18 protein-coding genes are annotated in these 17,862 nt (G+C 64.6%); 8 read left to right on the top strand and 10 right to left on the bottom strand.

Annotated elements, in window-relative coordinates; translation table 11 throughout:
* The first annotated feature begins 131 nt into the window (after positions 1 to 131).
* From L1069_RS02740 to L1069_RS02720, 5 genes are all read left to right on the top strand, one after another.
* A complete protein-coding gene (locus tag L1069_RS02740) occupies positions 132 to 2,936 on the top strand; it encodes a glutamine-synthetase adenylyltransferase (RefSeq protein ID WP_237454703.1) in 2,805 nt (934 codons plus the stop codon).
* A complete protein-coding gene (locus tag L1069_RS02735) occupies positions 2,920 to 3,189 on the top strand; it encodes a hypothetical protein (protein ID WP_237454702.1) in 270 nt (89 codons plus the stop codon). The genes L1069_RS02740 and L1069_RS02735 overlap by 17 nt, the downstream gene beginning before the upstream one ends.
* 173 nt (positions 3,190 to 3,362) lie before the next feature.
* Positions 3,363 to 4,031 (top strand): DUF6778 family protein, encoded by a 669-nt coding sequence (locus L1069_RS02730; RefSeq protein ID WP_237454701.1) that lies wholly within the window; start codon positions 3,363 to 3,365, stop codon positions 4,029 to 4,031.
* Between the two features lie 83 nt (positions 4,032 to 4,114).
* Positions 4,115 to 5,329, top strand: coding sequence for a class I SAM-dependent rRNA methyltransferase (locus L1069_RS02725; RefSeq protein ID WP_237454700.1), 1,215 nt, complete (start codon positions 4,115 to 4,117; stop codon positions 5,327 to 5,329).
* A gap of 5 nt (positions 5,330 to 5,334) precedes the next feature.
* Complete coding sequence (locus L1069_RS02720) at positions 5,335 to 5,877, top strand: PIN domain-containing protein (RefSeq protein ID WP_237454699.1); 543 nt, start codon at positions 5,335 to 5,337, stop codon at positions 5,875 to 5,877.
* A gap of 69 nt (positions 5,878 to 5,946) precedes the next feature.
* On the opposite strand, the gene L1069_RS02715 is transcribed toward L1069_RS02720, so the two are convergent.
* The 5 genes from L1069_RS02715 to minC form a co-directional block, all read right to left on the bottom strand.
* Positions 5,947 to 6,633, bottom strand: coding sequence for a M48 family metallopeptidase (locus L1069_RS02715; protein WP_134830098.1), 687 nt, complete (start codon positions 6,631 to 6,633; stop codon positions 5,947 to 5,949).
* 31 nt (positions 6,634 to 6,664) lie between these two features.
* On the bottom strand, positions 6,665 to 8,107 hold the full coding sequence (locus tag L1069_RS02710) for an HD domain-containing protein (protein ID WP_237454698.1): 1,443 nt from the start codon (positions 8,105 to 8,107) through the stop codon (positions 6,665 to 6,667).
* 141 nt (positions 8,108 to 8,248) lie between these two features.
* The gene (gene minE / locus L1069_RS02705; RefSeq protein ID WP_129371233.1) at positions 8,249 to 8,512 is read right to left on the bottom strand and encodes a cell division topological specificity factor MinE; all 264 of its coding nucleotides are present in this window, start codon (positions 8,510 to 8,512) and stop codon (positions 8,249 to 8,251) included.
* Positions 8,513 to 8,515: 3 nt separating this feature from the next.
* Positions 8,516 to 9,334, bottom strand: coding sequence for a septum site-determining protein MinD (minD, locus tag L1069_RS02700; RefSeq protein WP_343328036.1), 819 nt, complete (start codon positions 9,332 to 9,334; stop codon positions 8,516 to 8,518).
* A gap of 55 nt (positions 9,335 to 9,389) precedes the next feature.
* A complete protein-coding gene (minC, locus tag L1069_RS02695; protein ID WP_237454696.1) occupies positions 9,390 to 10,154 on the bottom strand; it encodes a septum site-determining protein MinC in 765 nt (254 codons plus the stop codon).
* Between the two features lie 410 nt (positions 10,155 to 10,564).
* On the opposite strand from minC, the gene L1069_RS02690 reads away from it, so the two are divergent.
* Positions 10,565 to 10,933: a hypothetical protein gene (locus L1069_RS02690; RefSeq protein WP_237454695.1), complete on the top strand. Its 369-nt coding sequence runs from the start codon at positions 10,565 to 10,567 to the stop codon at positions 10,931 to 10,933.
* A gap of 246 nt (positions 10,934 to 11,179) precedes the next feature.
* Here the strand turns inward: L1069_RS02690 and L1069_RS02685 are convergent, their stop codons facing one another.
* The 4 genes from L1069_RS02685 to L1069_RS02670 form a co-directional block, all read right to left on the bottom strand.
* Positions 11,180 to 12,364 carry a VWA domain-containing protein gene (locus L1069_RS02685; protein ID WP_237454694.1) on the bottom strand — a complete coding sequence of 395 codons (1,185 nt, stop codon included), beginning with the start codon at positions 12,362 to 12,364 and terminating at the stop codon, positions 11,180 to 11,182.
* 21 nt (positions 12,365 to 12,385) lie between these two features.
* Complete coding sequence (locus L1069_RS02680; protein ID WP_129371228.1) at positions 12,386 to 12,553, bottom strand: hypothetical protein; 168 nt, start codon at positions 12,551 to 12,553, stop codon at positions 12,386 to 12,388.
* A 60-nt stretch (positions 12,554 to 12,613) separates the two neighbouring features.
* The gene (locus tag L1069_RS02675; RefSeq protein WP_237454693.1) at positions 12,614 to 13,984 is read right to left on the bottom strand and encodes a DUF2927 domain-containing protein; all 1,371 of its coding nucleotides are present in this window, start codon (positions 13,982 to 13,984) and stop codon (positions 12,614 to 12,616) included.
* Positions 13,985 to 14,182: 198 nt separating this feature from the next.
* Positions 14,183 to 15,022, bottom strand: coding sequence for a MoxR family ATPase (locus tag L1069_RS02670; protein WP_129371227.1), 840 nt, complete (start codon positions 15,020 to 15,022; stop codon positions 14,183 to 14,185).
* A 186-nt stretch (positions 15,023 to 15,208) separates the two neighbouring features.
* Between L1069_RS02670 and dksA the strand changes: the two genes are divergently transcribed.
* Both dksA and L1069_RS02660 read left to right on the top strand, forming a co-directional pair.
* Entirely contained in the window at positions 15,209 to 15,631 is a 423-nt protein-coding gene (gene dksA, locus L1069_RS02665) for an RNA polymerase-binding protein DksA (protein ID WP_129372917.1), read from the top strand.
* A gap of 103 nt (positions 15,632 to 15,734) precedes the next feature.
* Positions 15,735 to 16,901: an FAD-dependent monooxygenase gene (locus L1069_RS02660; protein ID WP_237454692.1), complete on the top strand. Its 1,167-nt coding sequence runs from the start codon at positions 15,735 to 15,737 to the stop codon at positions 16,899 to 16,901.
* 99 nt (positions 16,902 to 17,000) lie between these two features.
* On the opposite strand, the gene xth is transcribed toward L1069_RS02660, so the two are convergent.
* Positions 17,001 to 17,807: an exodeoxyribonuclease III gene (gene xth, locus L1069_RS02655; RefSeq protein ID WP_237454691.1), complete on the bottom strand. Its 807-nt coding sequence runs from the start codon at positions 17,805 to 17,807 to the stop codon at positions 17,001 to 17,003.
* Positions 17,808 to 17,862 lie beyond the last annotated feature (55 nt).

The following is a 17,862-nucleotide window of genomic DNA, read 5'->3' as shown; positions in this document are numbered from 1 at the left end:
TGACCGTGTATTAACGATATCTTTACTTGGACTGTTTATCCATTCAGGTATTCCTGACCTTAGGTAAACCTGTACCGGGCAGCGGCAATTCGGCCATTGACGCGCCGCTGCGGCGGGAACAGTCTCGGCGCATGACCACAGCCCTGAACATCTCCCGCATTCCCCGCCCTTTTGATCCCGGCCTTGGCGCCGAGGCGCGCAGTCTGGTGCCGGAACTGTCCGGCGCGTTTGCTGAACTGGTGGCAGGCGCCTGCGGTTCCAGCCCGTATCTTAAGGAGCTGACCGCGCGCGAGGCGGCCTGGCTGCCGCAGGCGCTGCAGGATCCTGACGCCGCGCTGGCGGCGGTCTTTGCAGACTGCCGGGCGCTCGAAGGCAGCGGGCTGAAACCGGGCCTGCGCCAGGCCAAACGGCGGCTTGCGCTGCTGACGGCGCTGTGCGATCTCAGCGGCGGCTGGAGCCTGGAACAGGTGACCGGGGCGCTGACGGAATTCGGGGCGCTGTGTGCGGACGTCGCCATAAAATCCGAAATCGCCAACCTGATCCGCCGCAAGAAACTGCCGGGCCTGACCGGGGGTGATGTGGAAACCGCAGGCGGGCTTACTATTCTGGCGATGGGTAAAATGGGCGCGCATGAGCTGAACTACAGCTCTGACATCGACCTCATCTGCCTGTTCGATGAAACCCGGTTCGACCCGGATGACTTCTTTGAGGCGCGCCAGGGCATGGTGCGCGCAACCAAGAACATGTGCGCCATCCTCAGCGACCGCACCGGCGACGGCTATGTGTTCCGCACCGACCTGCGTCTGCGCCCGGATCCGGCGGTCACCCCTGTCTGTCTGGCGATGGAAGCGGCAGAGCGCTACTACGAAAGCCTGGGCCGCACCTGGGAACGCGCCGCCTACATCAAGGCACGCCCCTGTGCGGGCGACATCGCGGCGGGAGAGCGGTTTCTGACCACCCTGCGGCCCTTTATCTGGCGCCGTCACCTGGATTTCGCCGCCATCCAGGACGCCCATGACATCCGCCTGCGCATCCGCGAGAACAAGGGCACCGGCGGCGCCCTGCATGTGCCGGGCCACGATATGAAACTGGGCCGCGGCGGTATCCGCGAAATTGAGTTCTTTACCCAGACCCGCCAACTGATCGCCGGCGGGCGCGACGAAGCCTTGCGCCTGCGCGGCACCGTCGAGGGGCTGGCCGCCCTTGCAGACAAGGGCTGGGTGCCGCCGGGCACCGCTGAAACCTTGTCGGCCCATTACCGCGCCCACCGCGAGGTCGAGCACCGCATTCAGATGGTGCATGACGCGCAAACCCACCAGATGCCCAAATCCGAGGACGGCATTGCCCGTATCGCCTGCCTGATGGACTGCGATCCGGCGGAGCTGACAGCACAAATCAGGGACCGGCTGACCGAAGTGCATGAGCTGACCGAGGGATTCTTCTCGCCCGGCGGCACGCCGACCGCAGCTGACACCGCAAAGGACACCGCCAATCTGGACGGCGCCATCATCGCCCGTTGGCCGACCTATCCGGCGCTGCGCTCCTCCCGCGGGGCGCGGATATTTGAGCGGCTGAAACCGGAGCTGCTGTCGCGCGTTGCCAAAACCGCCAAACCGGCCGAGACCCTGGTGGCGCTGGACGGTTTCCTGTCCGGGCTGCCGGCCGGGGTGCAGCTGTTCTCGCTGTTCGGCGCCAACCCGCAGCTGATCGATCTGCTGGTGGATATCGCCGGCACCTCGCGCGAGCTGGCCAGTTTCCTGTCCCGCAATTCCGGGGTGTTTGATGCGGTGATCGGCGGTTCCTTCTTTGATCCCTGGCCGGGGGCAGAGCAGCTGCGGGCGGAGCTGAAAAAACGGCTGGCGCAGGAAGGCGACTATGAGGCCCGGCTTGATGCCACCCGCCGCTGGTGCAAGGAATGGCACTTCCGCATCGGCGTGCATCACCTGCGCGGGCTGATCGACGGCCATCGGGCGGGTGTCCAATACGCCGAATTGGCCGAGGTGGTGATTGCCGGCCTCGCTCCGGTAGTGGTGGCGCAGTTTTCCCGCAAGCACGGCCCCCCGCCGGGACGCGGCGCGGCGGTTCTGGCCATGGGATCGCTGGGGGCAGGGCAGATCAATTCGCAATCCGATCTCGACATGATCGTGATCTATGACCCGGGCGATGCGGATATGTCCGAGGGTAAGCGCCCGCTGGCCACGCGGCCCTATTTCGCCCGTCTGACCCAGGCCTTTGTCACTGCGCTCTCGGCCCCCATGGCGCAGGGCAAGCTTTACGAGGTCGACATGCGCCTGCGGCCTTCGGGCAATCAGGGTCCGGTAGCGGTCAGCCTGGCCGGTTTTACCAATTACCAGCAGAACGAGGCCTGGGTGTGGGAGCATCTGGCGCTGACCAGGGCGCGGGTGGTTGCGGGCGAGACCGCCCTTGCCGCCGAAATCGAAACCTTCCGCGCCGCTTTCCTGTCCCAGCCGCGGAACCTGGCCAAGGTGCTGCAGGAGGTGTCGGAAATGCGCGTGCGGCTGGCCGCCGCCAAGGCGCCATCAGGCCTGTGGGACGCCAAAAACGGCGCCGGCCGGATGATGGATATCGAGCTTTTGTCGCAAGCCGGCGCGCTTACTTCCGACTCGGTGGCGCGCGATGTGGCTTCCGGCCTGCTGGGTGCTGTCGCTGCCGGATGGCTGAATGACGCGGATGCAGAATACCTGACCGCCAGTTACCGGCTATTCTGGTCGGTGCAAAGTGCCGCGCGGCTGCTTTCCGGCAAAGCCATCGAGGCGGAGACGATCGGGGAGGGCGGTGCGCAGTTCCTCTGCCGCACCACCGGATACGCCCGGCTGGATGCGCTGGAGCAGGAGCTGCAGACCCGTTACAAACGCTGTGCGGCGCTGATTGCAGAGGCCTTGGAAAGGGATGGGGCGGATGAAGGGCAGCACTGAACAGGACCCGCGCGGTCTGATCTACGAATCCTACCGGATCGACGGCATTACGGATGCGCAATGCCGCAGCATTTTCTTTGACTGGGCGTTGGGCATGGACGCTGCTCGCGACAGCCGGAAAGATATCAACGCATTGCTGGAGATGTACGGCAGCGCAGATCCGGACCATCCGATGACCGCAGTGCTGCGCGACGGGCTGGTAGGCAGCGCCACACCGCGCCGCCGCGGCGGCTGGCGTTCGCGCGCGCGATGATAGCAGCGACGGGGCAGGCCGGGGCAATCGTTGACCGGTCATAAACATTCGTTAATTTTTCGCTAAATTGGACTTAAATTGTCCCAATTCTGCCCCGATTGACCCGCATCCTGCTGTTGAACCCGCCTGCCGGTCCCTGATCCGGCGGCTTGAAAACGGTAAGGAGCAGAGCCATGAACATCTTCCGCAGCCTCGCATTCGTCTCCCTTGGGCTGATGGTGTCCGCCTGCGCCTCGGTGGACGTGCCGTCGCGCAACTTGCCGTTCGAGCCGGTGCCCGACGCGGCGGTGCACGTGCCCGACGGCTATGAAACTCTGCCGCAGGTGGATCCGGTGCCGGCTTTGCGGGTCAGCCGCGTTACCGTCGATGTGCCGCGCAGCCTCTCCGTTTCCGAGGCCAACAGCTATTTGCCCAAAGGCGATATTGTCTGGCGCGAGGATCCTTACGGCGACCGCCACGCCCAGGTGCAGGCAATCGTGCAGCGCGCCATGGAGGCCGGCAGCACCGGCATGGGCGGCGCGATCGAGGCCGATCTGCATATCGAACTGCAGCGCTTTCACGCCCTGACCCAAAAGGCGCGCTACACCACCGGCGGCATTCACGCCATCACCTTCAAGATGCGGCTCACCGATCCGGCCACCGGCGCCCTGCTGCGCCCGGAAAAAACCATCGAGGCCGATCTCAAAGCCTTTGGCGGCGCCCGCGCCCTGGAAGCCATGTCGCGCGGCCAGACCCAAAAAATCCGCATCACCGGCCACCTGGCCAATGTGGTCCGCCAGGAGCTGACCAAACCGGGCAGCTACCGGAATCCGCGTCTGGGGCTGCTGCAGGCGCTGCAATAAAGCCAAGGCGCAGCGGCGAAGTTCTGCGGGAAGGGGCCATGCGGCCCCTTTTCCTGTTCCGGGCTTAAGGCTATGAGGACCCCATGACAGCCTCCTCAGATGCGCATCAGCGCCCCCGCGTGAAAATGAAACCCAAATCCAACGCCCGCGCCATCCGGCACGGGTTTCCCTGGGTTTATGCCAACGAACTGGTGACCGACCGCCGCACCCGCAATCTGGCGCCCGGCACCCTGGCGGTGCTGGAGGATGAGGCGCAGCGCTCGCTGGGGCTGGTCTCGGTGAACCCGGACAGCAAGATCATCGCCCGGATGCTCGACCGGGATCCGGAAGCGGTGATTGATCAGGCCTGGTTCGCTGCCCGCCTGTCCCGCGCGCTGGAGATGCGCGAACGCTTGTATGACGCGCCCTTCTACCGGCTGGTCCATGCCGAATCCGACGGGTTGCCCGGCGTGGTCATCGACCGGTTCGGCGCCGCTTGCGTGGTCCAGCCCAACGCCGCCTGGGCCGAAATGCATCTGGACATGCTCACCGCGGCGCTGGCGGATGTGACCGGTGCAGACGTGATCCTGAAAAACGCCGCTGGCCGCACCCGCACTCTGGAAGGGTTGGACGATCAGAACCAGACCCTGCTGGGCGAAACGCCCGCCGCACCTGTGCCGGTGCAGATGAACGGCGCCACTTATATGGCCGACCTGACCGGCGGTCAGAAAACCGGGCTGTTCTTCGATCAGCGTGAAAACCACGCCTTTGCCGCCCGCCTCACCGGACAGGGCGCCACGGTGCTGGATGTGTTCTCCCACGTTGGCGGCTTTGGCCTGGCGATGCTGGCAGGGGGGGCCGCGCACGCCACCTGCGTTGACGGCTCTGCCGCCGCACTTGAGCTGGCGGCCCGGGGCGCCGAAGCCAGCGGCCGCAAGGACAGGTTCACCGCCCGCCAGGGCGATGCGTTCGACGTGCTGGACGCGCTGCAGAAGGAAGGCGAAAACTTCGACGTGGTTATCTGCGACCCGCCCGCCTTTGCACCCTCGAAACAGGCGCTGGAGGCGGGCTTGCGGGCCTATGAACGCATTGCCAAACTGGCCGCCCCGCTGGTGAAACCCGGCGGCTACCTTGGGCTTTGCTCCTGCTCGCACGCGGCGGATCTCGCCAAATTCCGCAACGCCTCGGCCCGCGGCATCGGCAGATCCGGCCGCCGCGGCACGCTGATCCACACCGGCTATGCCGGCCCCGACCACCCGCAGCTGCCGCAGCTGGCGGAAAGCGGCTACCTTAAGGCCGTGTTCTTCCGGCTGGACTGACGGGGATGAAGCTGCTCCTGGACACTTGCGTGCTTTACCCGACGGTGATGCGGGAGATGCTGCTGGGCGCGGCCAGGCTGGGGCATTTCACCCCGCTCTGGTCTGCGCGCATCCTGGGCGAATGGGAGCGCGCGGCGCTGAAACTCGGCCCCGAAGGCGCGGCGCAGGCCAAGGCCGAGACCGCGCTGGCCCGCGCCAGCTGGCCCAAGGCCGAAGTGCCGGCAGCTCCGGGCGTTGAAGCCCGCTTGTGGCTGCCCGACAGCGCCGACATCCATGTGCTGGCCGCCGCCATCACCGGCCACGCCGACGCAATTGTTACCCTCAACAACAAGGACTTCCCCCGTCACACCCTGGCCGAGGAAGGCCTGGAGCGTATCGGCGCTGACGAACTCCTCTATCGCTTCTGGCTGCAGGACAGCGCAGGCATGGAGGCCTTGGGCAGCCAAGTCCTGGCCGAGGCCAACCGCCTCTCCGGCGGCAGCTGGGAGATCCGCCCGTTGCTGAAGAAGGCCCGGCTTCCAAGGCTGGCCAAAGCCTTGGCCGGCTGACGGTATCTTCATCTTTCTGCAAATACTCCGGGGAGTATGAGGGGCAGGCCCCTCATGCCCTCAGCCAGCTCAGCCCTTGGCCCATTTCGCTTCCAGCCGCTCCAGCGCGGCGATGCGTTCTTCGGTTTTCGGATGGCTCATCAGCCAGGCCGGCGCCATGCCCGCGCGCGCCTGGGTCAGCTCTTCCAGTTTGGTGAACAGGCTTTTCTGCGGCGCCAGGCCAATGCCCGCCTTGGTCAGCAATGCGGCGGCATATTCATCTGCCTCATACTCATCGCCGCGCGACAGCCGCGCTGCGATCAAACCGGTCAGCACCCCGGCTATCCAAGGCCCGATAAAGGGAATGTAGCGGCCCAGGATCATCATCAGCGCCGTGCGAAGCGCGTTCTGGCCGGAGAAATCTATCATCCGTTTCTTCGCATGCCCCAGCGCCACATGGCCCAGCTCATGGGCAATTACCGATGCCATTTCCTCGGCGCTGACCTCGCCGTTCTGGTATTTGCGGTAAAACCCGCGGGTGATAAAGATCCGCCCGTCCGGCGCCGCCAGCCCGTTGACCGGATCGACCTCATAGATATGCACCGGAATACGGGCAATCTCCAGCGCCGCCGCCAGCCGGTCGGTCAGCCCTTTCAGCCGCGCATCCGCCAGCTCGGTTGAGCGCTGGTCCAGCTCACGGTGGGTGCGCCAGATCGAAATCCGGTACATCACAAGGCCGTAAGCGACGGCCAGCAGAATGGGCAGAAGGCGCAGCATGCTTCAGATATGGGGGCTGACCCTGCCAGGCTCAAGCGGTTTCTGCATGATCCGCTGCCGCCCATCCGCTTTCCTGCGGCAGCCTGTCCTGACCCGACGGCCAGCCGCTGGCAGTGACCGCGTCCTGCAGTGCTGCATAGCAGTCCGGATCAATTCCAGGCCCCGACAGTTTGTCCATGATTGCATAAGCCTCATCCAGCGGCAGCGCAGCGCGATAGGGCCGGTCCGCGGTCAGCGCGTCAAAGATATCGGCCACCGCCAAAATCCGCATCTCCTGGCTCAGCCGGCCGGCGTCCAGACCGTAAGGGTAGCCTTTTCCATCCAGCCGCTCGTGATGCGCCGCGCCCACATCCGCCAGCTCGCGGAAGGCGAAAATCCGGCTCAGCACCTGATGACCCAGCACCGGATGCTGCTTCATCCTGGCAATTTCCGCCTCGGTCATCTTGCCCGGCTTGTCCAGAATAGTATTGGGGATACCCAGCTTGCCAATGTCGTGCAGCAGCGCACCCCGCACCAACCAGCGCCGCCGTTCCGGGGAGTAGCCCAGCTGATCGCAGATCATGCCGGTATAGCGCGCAACCCGCCGCGAATGGCCGTGGGTAAAGGGGCTTTTGGCGTCGATCACCAATGAAAACGCCTCGCTGATTTCATCCAGGTAATCCTCATCCACCGGATGAATGTGCCGGGCCTGCGGGGTGGCAAGCACTTCTGCTTCCAGCCCGGGATCCCACAGATCCGGCAGAAAGCGCGGACGGCGGATCACCGAGGTGAAGACCGGCACCAGATCCGGATCGAACCATGTGCCCGCACGCCGCTCCAGCTCTGCCGCGGCACCCTCGATTCCCCGCTCGGCTGCAAAGACATCCACCACCTGCGCCATCAGCGCAATGCGCGAAAACAGCGGGATTGCATCGCCCGCCAGGCCCAGCGGCAGGCCGCCGCCGTCCCAATGCTCATCCAGGCCGGCGATGCCTTCGGCCACAGCTTCGGAAAACCGCATCTGCCGGGCAATTGCCGCGCCCCGGTTGCAGCGGGTGTCGATCATCTCTGCGGCTATGCTGCTGTTCCTTGCCAGCACCTGTTTCAGGGTTTTCAGCCGGGTCCAGGCCGCGGCGCCGCCGGCCGTGTTGCGCCATAGAAAACCCAGCCCCTGGCGCAGGCCGTTCACCGTTTTGAAATCGCGCTTAAAGGACAGGTCGTCGGTCTTGTACAGCTGGCAGATGCGGGCGGCATTGGAACTGCAGCCCAGATCCTTCATCAGCAAAGTGAAATAGAGGTCGGAGCGCGCCTGCGGCGCCATCCTCAGCTCTGCTGCCACCTGCATGCCGATCCAGCAGCAGCGCAGGCAATGCCCCTTGGGCTGGCCTTCGGTCATGTCCAGCGCATGGCTGAGCGCGCCAAGAAGCTCCCCCAGCCGCAAGGTTTCCTGGGGGGCGGCACCGGCGAGGTGCGAATTCTGATTTAAGATAGTCATGGGCCTTCTGCGCGAAAGATGCGGAAGGCCCATGACACCACGGGCAGGCTTAACCTGCCCTTACCCCGGCGCGGGCGGGTTGGGGAATTCGCGCCGGAATTTAATAAAACTGCCGGGACATGCACTGCCCCGACGGGCAGTTCAGTTCATGCCCAGCTTGCCGGGAAACTCGATGTTGATTTCCAGGCTCGACAGCTCATCGCCGCGTTCCATGCGGATGTCGATCGCTTCGTCGCCGATCTGCATATGGCGGCGGATCACTTCCAGGATCTCGCGCTGCAATTGCGGCAGGCAGTCGGGGCGGACACCGCCGCTGCTGCTGCGTTCATGCGCCAGCAGGATCTGCAGCCGTTCCTTGGCAGTGCTGGCCGAGGCTTTGCGGGGGCGGAGGGAAAAACCGAACATGCCCTACACCGCCCGTCCGAACAGCCGCTGCAGCAGGCCGGGCCGCCGGTCGGCGGCAATCCGCATCTCAATCTGCTCGCCGATCAGCCGGCCCACCGCGTCCTCATAGGCGGTGGCCGCCGCAGAAGGGTCATCCAGCACCACCGGAACGCCGAGATTGGAGGCCCGCAGCACTGCCTTGCTTTCAGGGATGATCCCCAAAAGCGGCTCTGCCAGAACCTCCAGCACATCCTCTACCGTCATCATTTCACCGCTGCTGATGCGGGACTTGTCGTGACGGGTAATCAGCACATGCGCCTTGATTGGCTCCGCACCGGCCTTGCCCGCCCGGTCGGTGATGCTGTTCAACAGGCCCAGCACCCGGTCGCTATCGCGCACCGAGGACACTTCGGGGTTGGTCACCACAATCGCCTCATCGGCAAAATGCATCGCCATCTGGGCGCCGCGTTCAATGCCCGCAGGGCTGTCGCAGATGATATAGTCGAACTCCTGACGCAGCTCTTCCAGCACCTTCTGGACGCCATCCTTGGTCAGCGCATCCTTGTCGCGGGTCTGCGAGGTCGGCAGCACCGACAGCGTCTCCAGACGCCGGTCGCGGATCAGCGCCTGCTTCAGCTTGGCGTCGCCCTGAATGACATTGATAAAGTCGAACACCACCCGGCGTTCACAGCCCATGATCATGTCCAGGTTGCGCAAACCCACGTCGAAATCGATCACCACCGTCTTGTGGCCGCGCCGCGCCAGCTCGGCGCCGACGGCAGCGGATGTGGTGGTCTTGCCAACGCCGCCCTTGCCCGAGGTGACCACGATCACCTTGCCCAGCGGCTCTTCCAGTTTCAGGTCCTTGCTCATCGTTCTGCCTTCCTTATCCCTGCGCTCATCCCAGGGTCTCCACACAAAGCCGTCCATCCTGCAGGAACACCTGCACAGGGCGGTTCAACAGCTCCGGTTCCAAATTTTCGCTTGTCCGGTACAGCCCGGCCACTGCCAGCAGCTCGGCGTCCAGGCTGTTGCAGAAGATCCGCGCCTCCTCGTCACCCTCGGCACCAGCCATGGCGCGGCCCCGCAGGCGGCCATAGACATGAATGCTGCCGCGCGCAATCAGCTCGGCGCCGGAACTGACCGGCCCGACCACCACCAGATCGCCGCCTTCGGCCACAACCGTCTGGCCGGACCGCACCGGCTGGGTGATCAGCCGGTTTTGCGGCGGACGCAATTTCTTGGGCAATTCCCGCCGGGTACCGGGCCGGGCCGGACCTTTGGTGTTCAGCGGCGCATCCTTGCCGCTGGCAATTGTGATCAGCCCGGCGTCTTCGGCAGCGGCCACCTGCGAGGGCGAGGCGTTTTGCACCCCGAACACTGCCAGGCCGCGGCTGCGCAGGCTGTCGGTCAGTGCCCGCAGCTCAGCCGGGCGGGTCAGCCCCGGCGCCTGGGCCAGATCCAGGATCAGCGGCGCACCGTCAAAGAAATGCGGACTCCAGCGCAGCTGCGCGTCAAGGGCCGCATAAAACGCCTTGTCCAGCGGCCCGTCCTCGGGGCGCAGCGCAACGGCGGTAAAATACCGTCCGCGGATCTGAAACGGCTTTATGGCAGCGGCGGGGGCACCGCCACGGGGAGGGATGTCTTGATGCGGCACGCTCACGCGAGGCTCCTGCTCGGGGATTGCGGCCTTTGTATTGCCGCTTGTTCTTTTCCTTACGGATAGCGGTTGCGGGGCGGCCCGTTCAACCGGTGCAAGCCCGCTTCGGCGGACATGCGCCGGATGTGGTTCTCAGCGGCGGAATTCCGCGGGCAGACTGCTTCAGGTTGTGCAAAAAAGAATTGCTGTCCGCGCGGCCGGGGCGGGGGCATTGCCCAGCCGCCCTCTGGAACCAGCGGCGGCGGCACAGCGCCGCGGGGCGCAATCAGCAGTGCCGGAGTAACGCCGCACCAGCCGCAGCCTCTGCGGCGTATTTGCCAGTGGTGCCCTCCGGCTTGGCATGGTTTGAATAGGCTGCCGGGTTGCACATTTGACCGGCGGTATTGATTTTATTAAGAAATTGGAGAATTGCGATGCAGTGGACTTTACTTGCGGCGTCAGCGCTGGCGGCCTTGTGGATGGGTGTTCACGCTTGCATCGGGGGCCGGGAATGTGCGGTACCGCTGGCACAGGACCGTCAGCTGCCGGATGCCGTGCGCGAAACCACCTTGTTCTGCTGGCATCTGGTGACCGGCTATCTGGGCCTGATGGCTCTGTTCCTGTTTCTCGGCGCCCGCGGCTCGGCTGACATGGCGCTGGCGGGAACAGCTCTGGCGGCGGTGACTGCGGTGATCGGCATCGTGGTGCCGCCGCTGCGCCGCACGGGCTATGGGCTGCTGCCGCAAGGCTGGCTGTTCGTGCCGGTCGCGGCTTTGGGCGGCTGGGGGCTTTGGGGCGTTTAGCAGCAGAAAAGCGCAAATCGGAGTCGCAAAGCGTGGCTCCCGCCCGTCCGGCCTGCATCTGAAATGCCGGCCTCCCGGTTGGGCCCGGCGCCGGACCTAAAGGTCCGGCGCGCATCCTGCCAAGGCAGGATGCCATGCCCAAGGCTGCCAAGGGGCGCTGGCGCCAGCCGGCGCATCTGCAGGCGCGGGAGGGCCGCTGAGTCTTGCGGCGCCCGGTTGGTCCCGCCGGCTGTCAGGAAGAAAAGCCTAGCGCGACAGCTCGCGCATGCCGCGTTCCAGCCCGTCCAGCGTCATCGGCACCATGGCGCCTTCGAAAATCTCGCGGATCATGCCGATCGAATGGGTGTAGTCCCAGTATTTCTCCGGCACCGGGTTGATCCACAGGTTTGCCCCCCAGGCGTCGCGCGCGCGTTGCAGCCAGACCTGGCCTGCTTCCTCGTTCCAATGCTCATTGGCGCCGCCGGCATAGGCGATCTCATATGGGCTCATCGAGGCGTCACCCACAAAGATGCATTTATAGTCCGGCCCGTAGGTGCGCAGAACCTCATGGGTCGGGGTCTTCTCGCCCCAGCGCCGCCGGTTGTCGCGCCACACGCCTTCATACAGGCAATTGTGAAAGTAATAGTACTCCAGATGCTTGAACTCGGTCCGCGCCGCCGAGAACAGCTCCTCCACCACCTTGATATGCGGATCCATTGAGCCGCCCACGTCCAGGAACAGCAGGACCTTCACAGCATTGTGCCGCTCGGGCCGGGTCTTTACATCCAGATAGCCATGCTCGGCGGTGGAGCGGATGGTGCGGTCCAGATCCAGCTCCTCATGCGCGCCCTGGCGGACCCAGCGGCGCAGCCGTTTCAGGGCCACCTTGATGTTGCGGGTGCCCAGTTCCACATCGCCGTCCAGGTTCTTGAACTCGCGCTTGTCCCAAACCTTGACCGCGCGCTGGTGGCGGCTTTCCTTCTGGCCGATGCGCACGCCCTCGGGGTTATAGCCATAGGCGCCAAAGGGCGACGTGCCGGCGGTGCCGATCCACTTGTTGCCGCCCTGATGGCGGCCCTGTTGGTCCTTCAGCCGCTCCTGCAGCGTCTCCATCAATTTCTCAAAGCCGCCAAGCGCCTCGATTTCGGCTTTCTCCTCTGCGCTCAGATGTTTTTCCGCCATCTTGCGCAGCCAGTCTTCGGGAATGTCCACGGCCTCCATCACGGCCTCGGCCGGGATCACCTCCAGGCCTTTGAATGTGGCGGCAAAGGCGCGGTCGAACTTGTCGATGTTGCGCTCGTCCTTCACCATTGCCGCACGGGCGAGGAAGTAGAACGCCTCGATGTCGTAGGTCGCCAGCCCCGCCTTCATGCCTTCGAGAAAGGTCAGGTATTCGCGCAAAGACACCGGAATGGCCGCCTTGCGCAGGTTTTCAAAGAAGGGCTGGAACATCGCGGCGCCTTTGCTGAGCAGTTACGCCAGCACCCGGTGGGTCAGGATGGTTGCCAGCAGCCCGATCATACCAAATACGATGGCATAGACAGCCCCGTATTGCAGCATGTCCAGGGTATTGCCGCCACGTTTGCGGGCCTTCGTTGCGCCAATAACGGCGCCCAGCACCAAGCCGGCGATTACAATCATGGTGTTTTCCGTTTCCTGTCTTTCAGATCAGTCTTTCAGGTCCAGTCTGTACGCTCAGGATCAAGGGGCCGAGGGGCGCAGCGCGGCGATCTCTTCCAGCCGGGCCTCGACCACCCAATCCGGGCCGAACCCGTAGCGTGCCCATCCCAGGCTGTCCAGCCTGACCCGGCGCGCCTCCACCACGCGGCCCTGCAACTCCAGCGCTTCGGCCTGCAGCATCAGCAGGGTCGACAGCAGGGCGGCGTTCTCATGTTCGGCTGCGGCTGCCACGGCAGGGGTCAGCCGCGCCAGCGCGGCGCCCCCATTGCCGGTGGCAATCTCATAGGCCGCCAGCTGCACTGCCAGTTTGGCCTGGTGCATCCGGGTGCCGGGCAGACCTTGCAGATATGTCTGTGCAGTCAGGAAATGCTGCAATGCCAGCTCGGGCTCGCGGACATGCAGCATCCGGCCCAATGTGTAATGGCTCAAGGCCCGGCGGTGGTCCTGCCAGCCCAGGTCGCGGGCAATCTCCGCGGCCCTGTTGGCGGCGCGCAGCCGGTCCCGCAGCGAGGCTTGCGGACCCAAAGCCTGCTCATAGGCGGCTGACCAGGCGCGCGGGGTTTCCGGCATCCGCTGCGCCGCGGTGCGCGCGCCGCGCGGGTTCAGCCGCGCCAGCACCGCAGGCAGCCGCGCGGCCACCTCGGCCCGGCTCATGCCGGTGCGCAGCTCGGGCGCATAGGTTGCGCGCAGGATCAGCATGTCAAAGCCGGTCAGCACCGCATGGATATTGTCGTCGTTGAAAATGGAATCCGGCAGCCGGTAGAGATCGTTCAGCGGACCAAGCGCTTGCGCCAGCTCCTCGTGCAGGCAATCACGCACCTCCTGCGGGCTGACGTCATTGGGGATGAACACCGCCAGCTTCTCGCGGTTGCGCAGCAGCGACCAATTGGTGCGCGGGCTGCGCCGGTTGCGGCGGTATTCACGCAGCGACGAGACATTGGGGACCACAAAACAGGCGGCCTTGGGCAAGGCCCGGCGGATCTCGGCGCGGGAAACCGACTGAATGGTGATACTGGCTTCGCCGCCGGACACCCGGCGGACCGGGATCCCGGCCTCGGTCTGCAGCCGGGTCAGCAGCGCGCTTAGATCGCGGTTGAACCCCGGTGCGGGCGTGCCGGTCACCCGCAGGGTGATCGGGGTCTCGAACCGGGTGAACTGGGGCAGGGTGCTGCCGCCTTCCAGCCGGAAGTGCAGATCCAGAAAATCCCGCGCGATATCGGCATTGGAGCGCTGCGGCGGCTGCGCGCGGCCGGCGGTGAACACCTTGACCGGCGGCAGCGCTACCGGCGCGGCTGCGGCGCGGGTCGGCGCTGCGGCCCGCCCGCCGGGGGTCGCGCAGGCAGCCAGCGCAGCCACAGCAAGCCCGGCTGCCGCCGCCCTAAGCACGCGCAAGACGGCAGGCCTGCGGGGCGGGTGTTGGACAGAGATGTGTGAAACCGGGGCAGCGTCAGCGGGCACTCGGGGCGTCTCCTATCAGCCCGGGCTGTGCTGCCCGGCTCTGTTTCCTCTGATAGGGGAATGCGGCAGCAATTTGAAGCGAAACAGGCAGCCGCCAGGCAATGCGCCTGCCTGTTCCGGCCTCAAGGCCGTTCAGCGGCGGCCGCGCGCCATAAAGGCCAGCCGTTCGAACAAATGCACGTCCTGTTCGTTTTTCAGCAGCGCCCCATGCAATTTCGGCAGCGCATCGGCGCCGTCACGGGCGATGTCCTCAGGGCTCAGATCCTCGGCCAGCAGCAGCTTCAGCCAGTCGATCACCTCGGAGGTCGAGGGTTTCTTCTTCAGGCCTTGCGTCTCGCGGATCTCGTAGAACTGGGTCAGCGCGGCGGTCAGCAGGCTGTCCTTGATGCCGGGATGGTGCACCTCGACGATCTTTTTCATCGTTTCAGCATCCGGAAAGCGGATGTAATGAAAGAAGCAGCGCCGCAAAAAGGCGTCCGGCAGTTCTTTTTCATTGTTCGAGGTGATGATCATGACGGGCCGGTGCTTTGCCTTGACCATCTCGCCGGTCTCGTAGACGTGGAACTCCATCTTGTCGAGCTCCTGCAACAGGTCGTTCGGGAACTCTATGTCGGCCTTGTCGATCTCGTCGATCAGCAGCACGACCTTCTCACCCGCTTCAAAGGCTTCCCACAGCTTGCCCTTCTTGATGTAGTTTTTCACATCATTCACGCGCGCATCACCCAGCTGGCTGTCGCGCAACCGGCTGACGGCGTCATATTCATACAGGCCTTGCTGGGCGCGGGTGGTGGACTTCACGTTCCACTCGATCATCCGCAGCCCCAGGGCGCTGGCAACCTGTTTTGCCAGTTCGGTCTTGCCCGTGCCCGGCTCGCCCTTAACCAGCAGCGGACGCTCCAGCGTCACCGCCGCATTCACCGCAACTTTCAAATCATCTGTTGCGACATATTCTTTAGTGCCCTGAAATTGCATATCTTTCCTGTTCCAGTCATGATCGGTGCCACGGCGCCAAGTTGTTATCACGGTTTTAACCAAACGGCGCCACTATTGTGTAGTGACATTCCCTTCCGATGGGGATAAACGCTGCGGCAGAGGGGGAGCCAAAATGTTCAGGTGCAAATTATGACCAGCATTATGGGCCAGACCGAAGGAGCCGAAATGAAGCAAGAAGTGTTTCTGCCGGACGACTACCGACCGGCTGAAGATGAGCCGTTCATGAACGACCGGCAGCTTGAGTATTTCCGACGCAAACTATTGGAATGGAAACAGGATCTGCTGTCCGACAGCCGCGATACCATCGAAGGGCTGCAGGACAACACCCGCAACATCCCGGATGTTGCCGACCGTGCCAGCGAAGAGACCGACCGCGCGCTGGAACTGCGCACCCGTGACCGCCAGCGCAAGCTGGTCGCCAAAATCGACTCGGCCTTGCGCCGCATCGACGAGGGTGAATTCGGCTACTGCGAAGTGACCGGCGATCCGATTTCGCTGAAACGTCTGGATGCACGTCCGATCGCAACCATGAGCCTTGAGGCCCAGGAACGCCACGAGCGCCGCGAAAAAGTCCACCGCGACGATTAACCGCCGCCATTGGCAGTGAAAACGCGCGAATTCATGACGCCGGGGCCTTTTGCTCCGGCGTTTTTTGTTTCATTGGGTGCAAGCGGAGAATCTGCGGGAGCCCATGGAACTCAAAGGCCTGAAAATAACCGTCATCGGCGCCGGGATCGGCGGCTTGACCGCAGCCTTGGCGCTGCGCCGCTTTGGCGCCTCCGTCACTGTGCTGGAGCAGGCCGAGGCGATCTCCGAAGTGGGCGCGGGCCTGCAGATCACTCCCAACGGCGTGGCTGTGCTAAGGGCGCTGGGGCTGGCCGATGATCTGGCCTGGTGCTCGCAGCGCGCCCGTGCCGTGGTGCTGCGCGGCCACCGGCGCGGCGATCAGGTGCTGCGATTGGATCTTGATGAATATTCAGCGGGGCATCCGTACTACTTTGTGCACCGCTCCGACCTGGTCGGCATTCTGGCCGGTGCCGCCCGCCGCGACGGTGTGCAGGTGCGGCTGCTGCAACGGGCGGACCGGGTCGAACCGGGCCTGCAGCCTGTCGTCCACCTCAGCAATGGTGCGCAATGCGGCGGTGATCTGGTGGTGGGCGCTGATGGGCTGCACTCGAAAGCCCGCGTGGCGCTGAACGGCGAACGAACGCCTTTTTTCACCGGCCAGGTGGCCTGGCGCGCCACTGTGCCAAACCATCTGGACCTGCCCGCCGAGGCGCAGGTGTTCATGGGGCCGGGGCGGCATCTGGTGGCTTACCCCTTGCGCGATGGCAGTCTGATGAACCTGGTTGCGGTGCAGGAACGCCGCGCCTGGGCCGACGAGGGCTGGAATTTCAAGGATGATCCCGCCAACCTGCGCGCCGCCTTTTCCGGTTTCGGCGGCACCGCCGCTGCGCTGCTGGAGGCGGTGGAGGATGTATTGCAGTGGGGTCTGTTCCGCCACCCGGTAGCGGCCAGCTGGCATGGCGAAAACACCGCCATCTTGGGCGATGCGGCGCATCCGACGCTGCCCTTCATGGCGCAGGGCGCCAATCTGGCGCTGGAGGATGCATGGGTGCTGGCCCGCTCCCTGCAGGAAGCGCCGGATATCGCGCGCGGCTTGGCCGTTTACCAGTCCCGCCGCCGCGAACGGGCTGAAAAGGTGGTGCAGGCGGCCGGCAAAAACGCCTGGAAATACCATCTGCGCGCACCGCTCAGCTGGCCTGCGCATCAGGTGCTGAAGCTGGGCGGCCGCTTTGCACCTGGCAAGATGGTCAGCCAGTTCGACTGGATCTACCGCCACGACGTCACCGCCTGAGCAGGGCCGGCGGGCGGCTCCCGCCCCTTTTCGGGTTCATCTGAAATGAATCCGAAAGTGTTGGGCCGGGCGCCGCGCTGGTGCGCGGCGCGGATAGCGCTAGATATCCAGCTCGACCCAGACCGGCACGTGGTCCGAGGGTTTTTCCCGGCCGCGCACATCCTTGTCGATCTGGCAATCGCGCAGCAGATCCGCGGCTTGCGGGGTCAGCAGGAAATGGTCGATGCGGATGCCGTCGTCGCGGTTCCACGCACCAGCCTGGTAATCCCAGAAGGAATAATGCCCTGGCCCCTGGTGCCGGGCGCGGAAGGCTTCGGTGAAGCCAAGGTTGACGATCCGCTGAAACGCGGCACGGCTTTCGGGCCGGTGCAGCGCGTCCTCCAGCCAGGCTTCGGGGCGCTTGGCATCCTCGGCCTGCGGGATGATGTTGTAGTCACCGGCCATCAGTGCCGGCATCTCCTCCGCCAGCAACGCTTCGGCGCGCGCCTTCAGCCGTTCCATCCAGGCTAGTTTATAGGCATATTTGCTGCCCGCCACCGGGCTGCCGTCCGGCTCCAGTTCAACCGGGTTGCCATTGGGCAGGTACAGGCCGCAGATGCGGATCGCCTGCTTGCCGACCACCGTGGCCTCGATCCAGCGGGCCTGTTCGTCGCTGTCATCGCCGGGCAGGCCGCGGCGCACATCCTCCAGCGGCAGCTTTGACAGGATTGCCACCCCGTTAAAGCTTTTCTGGCCGTGGGTTTCGACGTTATAGCCGCGCTCTTCCAGCATTTCGCGCGGAAACGCTTCGTCGACCGATTTGATCTCTTGCAGCACCGCCACGTCGGGCTGGGCTTCATCCAGCCAGTCCGGCAGCGCCTGCGCCCGGGCCTTGATGCCATTGATATTGAATGTGGCGATTTTCATGGCTTGCCTCCGGCACAGATTGCTTTATCCGAGGCCGATCTATCGCTGAATCAGC

The sequence above is a fragment of the Leisingera sp. MMG026 genome (assembly GCF_021654205.1).
Taxonomy (GTDB): Bacteria; Pseudomonadota; Alphaproteobacteria; order Rhodobacterales; family Rhodobacteraceae; genus Leisingera.
This window is presented reverse-complemented; position numbering and strand designations above follow the sequence as displayed.

Coding starts and splice junctions, on each gene's coding strand:
- L1069_RS02740 (WP_237454703.1), top strand. CDS start 132: ATGACCACAGCCCTGAACATCTCCCGCATTCCCCGCCCTTTTGATCCC.
- L1069_RS02735 (WP_237454702.1), top strand. CDS start 2,920: ATGAAGGGCAGCACTGAACAGGACCCGCGCGGTCTGATCTACGAATCC.
- L1069_RS02730 (WP_237454701.1), top strand. CDS start 3,363: ATGAACATCTTCCGCAGCCTCGCATTCGTCTCCCTTGGGCTGATGGTG.
- L1069_RS02725 (WP_237454700.1), top strand. CDS start 4,115: ATGACAGCCTCCTCAGATGCGCATCAGCGCCCCCGCGTGAAAATGAAA.
- L1069_RS02720 (WP_237454699.1), top strand. CDS start 5,335: ATGAAGCTGCTCCTGGACACTTGCGTGCTTTACCCGACGGTGATGCGG.
- L1069_RS02715 (WP_134830098.1), bottom strand. CDS start 6,633: ATGCTGCGCCTTCTGCCCATTCTGCTGGCCGTCGCTTACGGCCTTGTG.
- L1069_RS02710 (WP_237454698.1), bottom strand. CDS start 8,107: ATGACTATCTTAAATCAGAATTCGCACCTCGCCGGTGCCGCCCCCCAG.
- minE (WP_129371233.1), bottom strand. CDS start 8,512: ATGTTCGGTTTTTCCCTCCGCCCCCGCAAAGCCTCGGCCAGCACTGCC.
- L1069_RS02690 (WP_237454695.1), top strand. CDS start 10,565: ATGCAGTGGACTTTACTTGCGGCGTCAGCGCTGGCGGCCTTGTGGATG.
- L1069_RS02685 (WP_237454694.1), bottom strand. CDS start 12,364: ATGTTCCAGCCCTTCTTTGAAAACCTGCGCAAGGCGGCCATTCCGGTG.
- L1069_RS02680 (WP_129371228.1), bottom strand. CDS start 12,553: ATGATTGTAATCGCCGGCTTGGTGCTGGGCGCCGTTATTGGCGCAACG.
- L1069_RS02670 (WP_129371227.1), bottom strand. CDS start 15,022: ATGCAATTTCAGGGCACTAAAGAATATGTCGCAACAGATGATTTGAAA.
- dksA (WP_129372917.1), top strand. CDS start 15,209: ATGAAGCAAGAAGTGTTTCTGCCGGACGACTACCGACCGGCTGAAGAT.
- L1069_RS02660 (WP_237454692.1), top strand. CDS start 15,735: ATGGAACTCAAAGGCCTGAAAATAACCGTCATCGGCGCCGGGATCGGC.
- xth (WP_237454691.1), bottom strand. CDS start 17,807: ATGAAAATCGCCACATTCAATATCAATGGCATCAAGGCCCGGGCGCAG.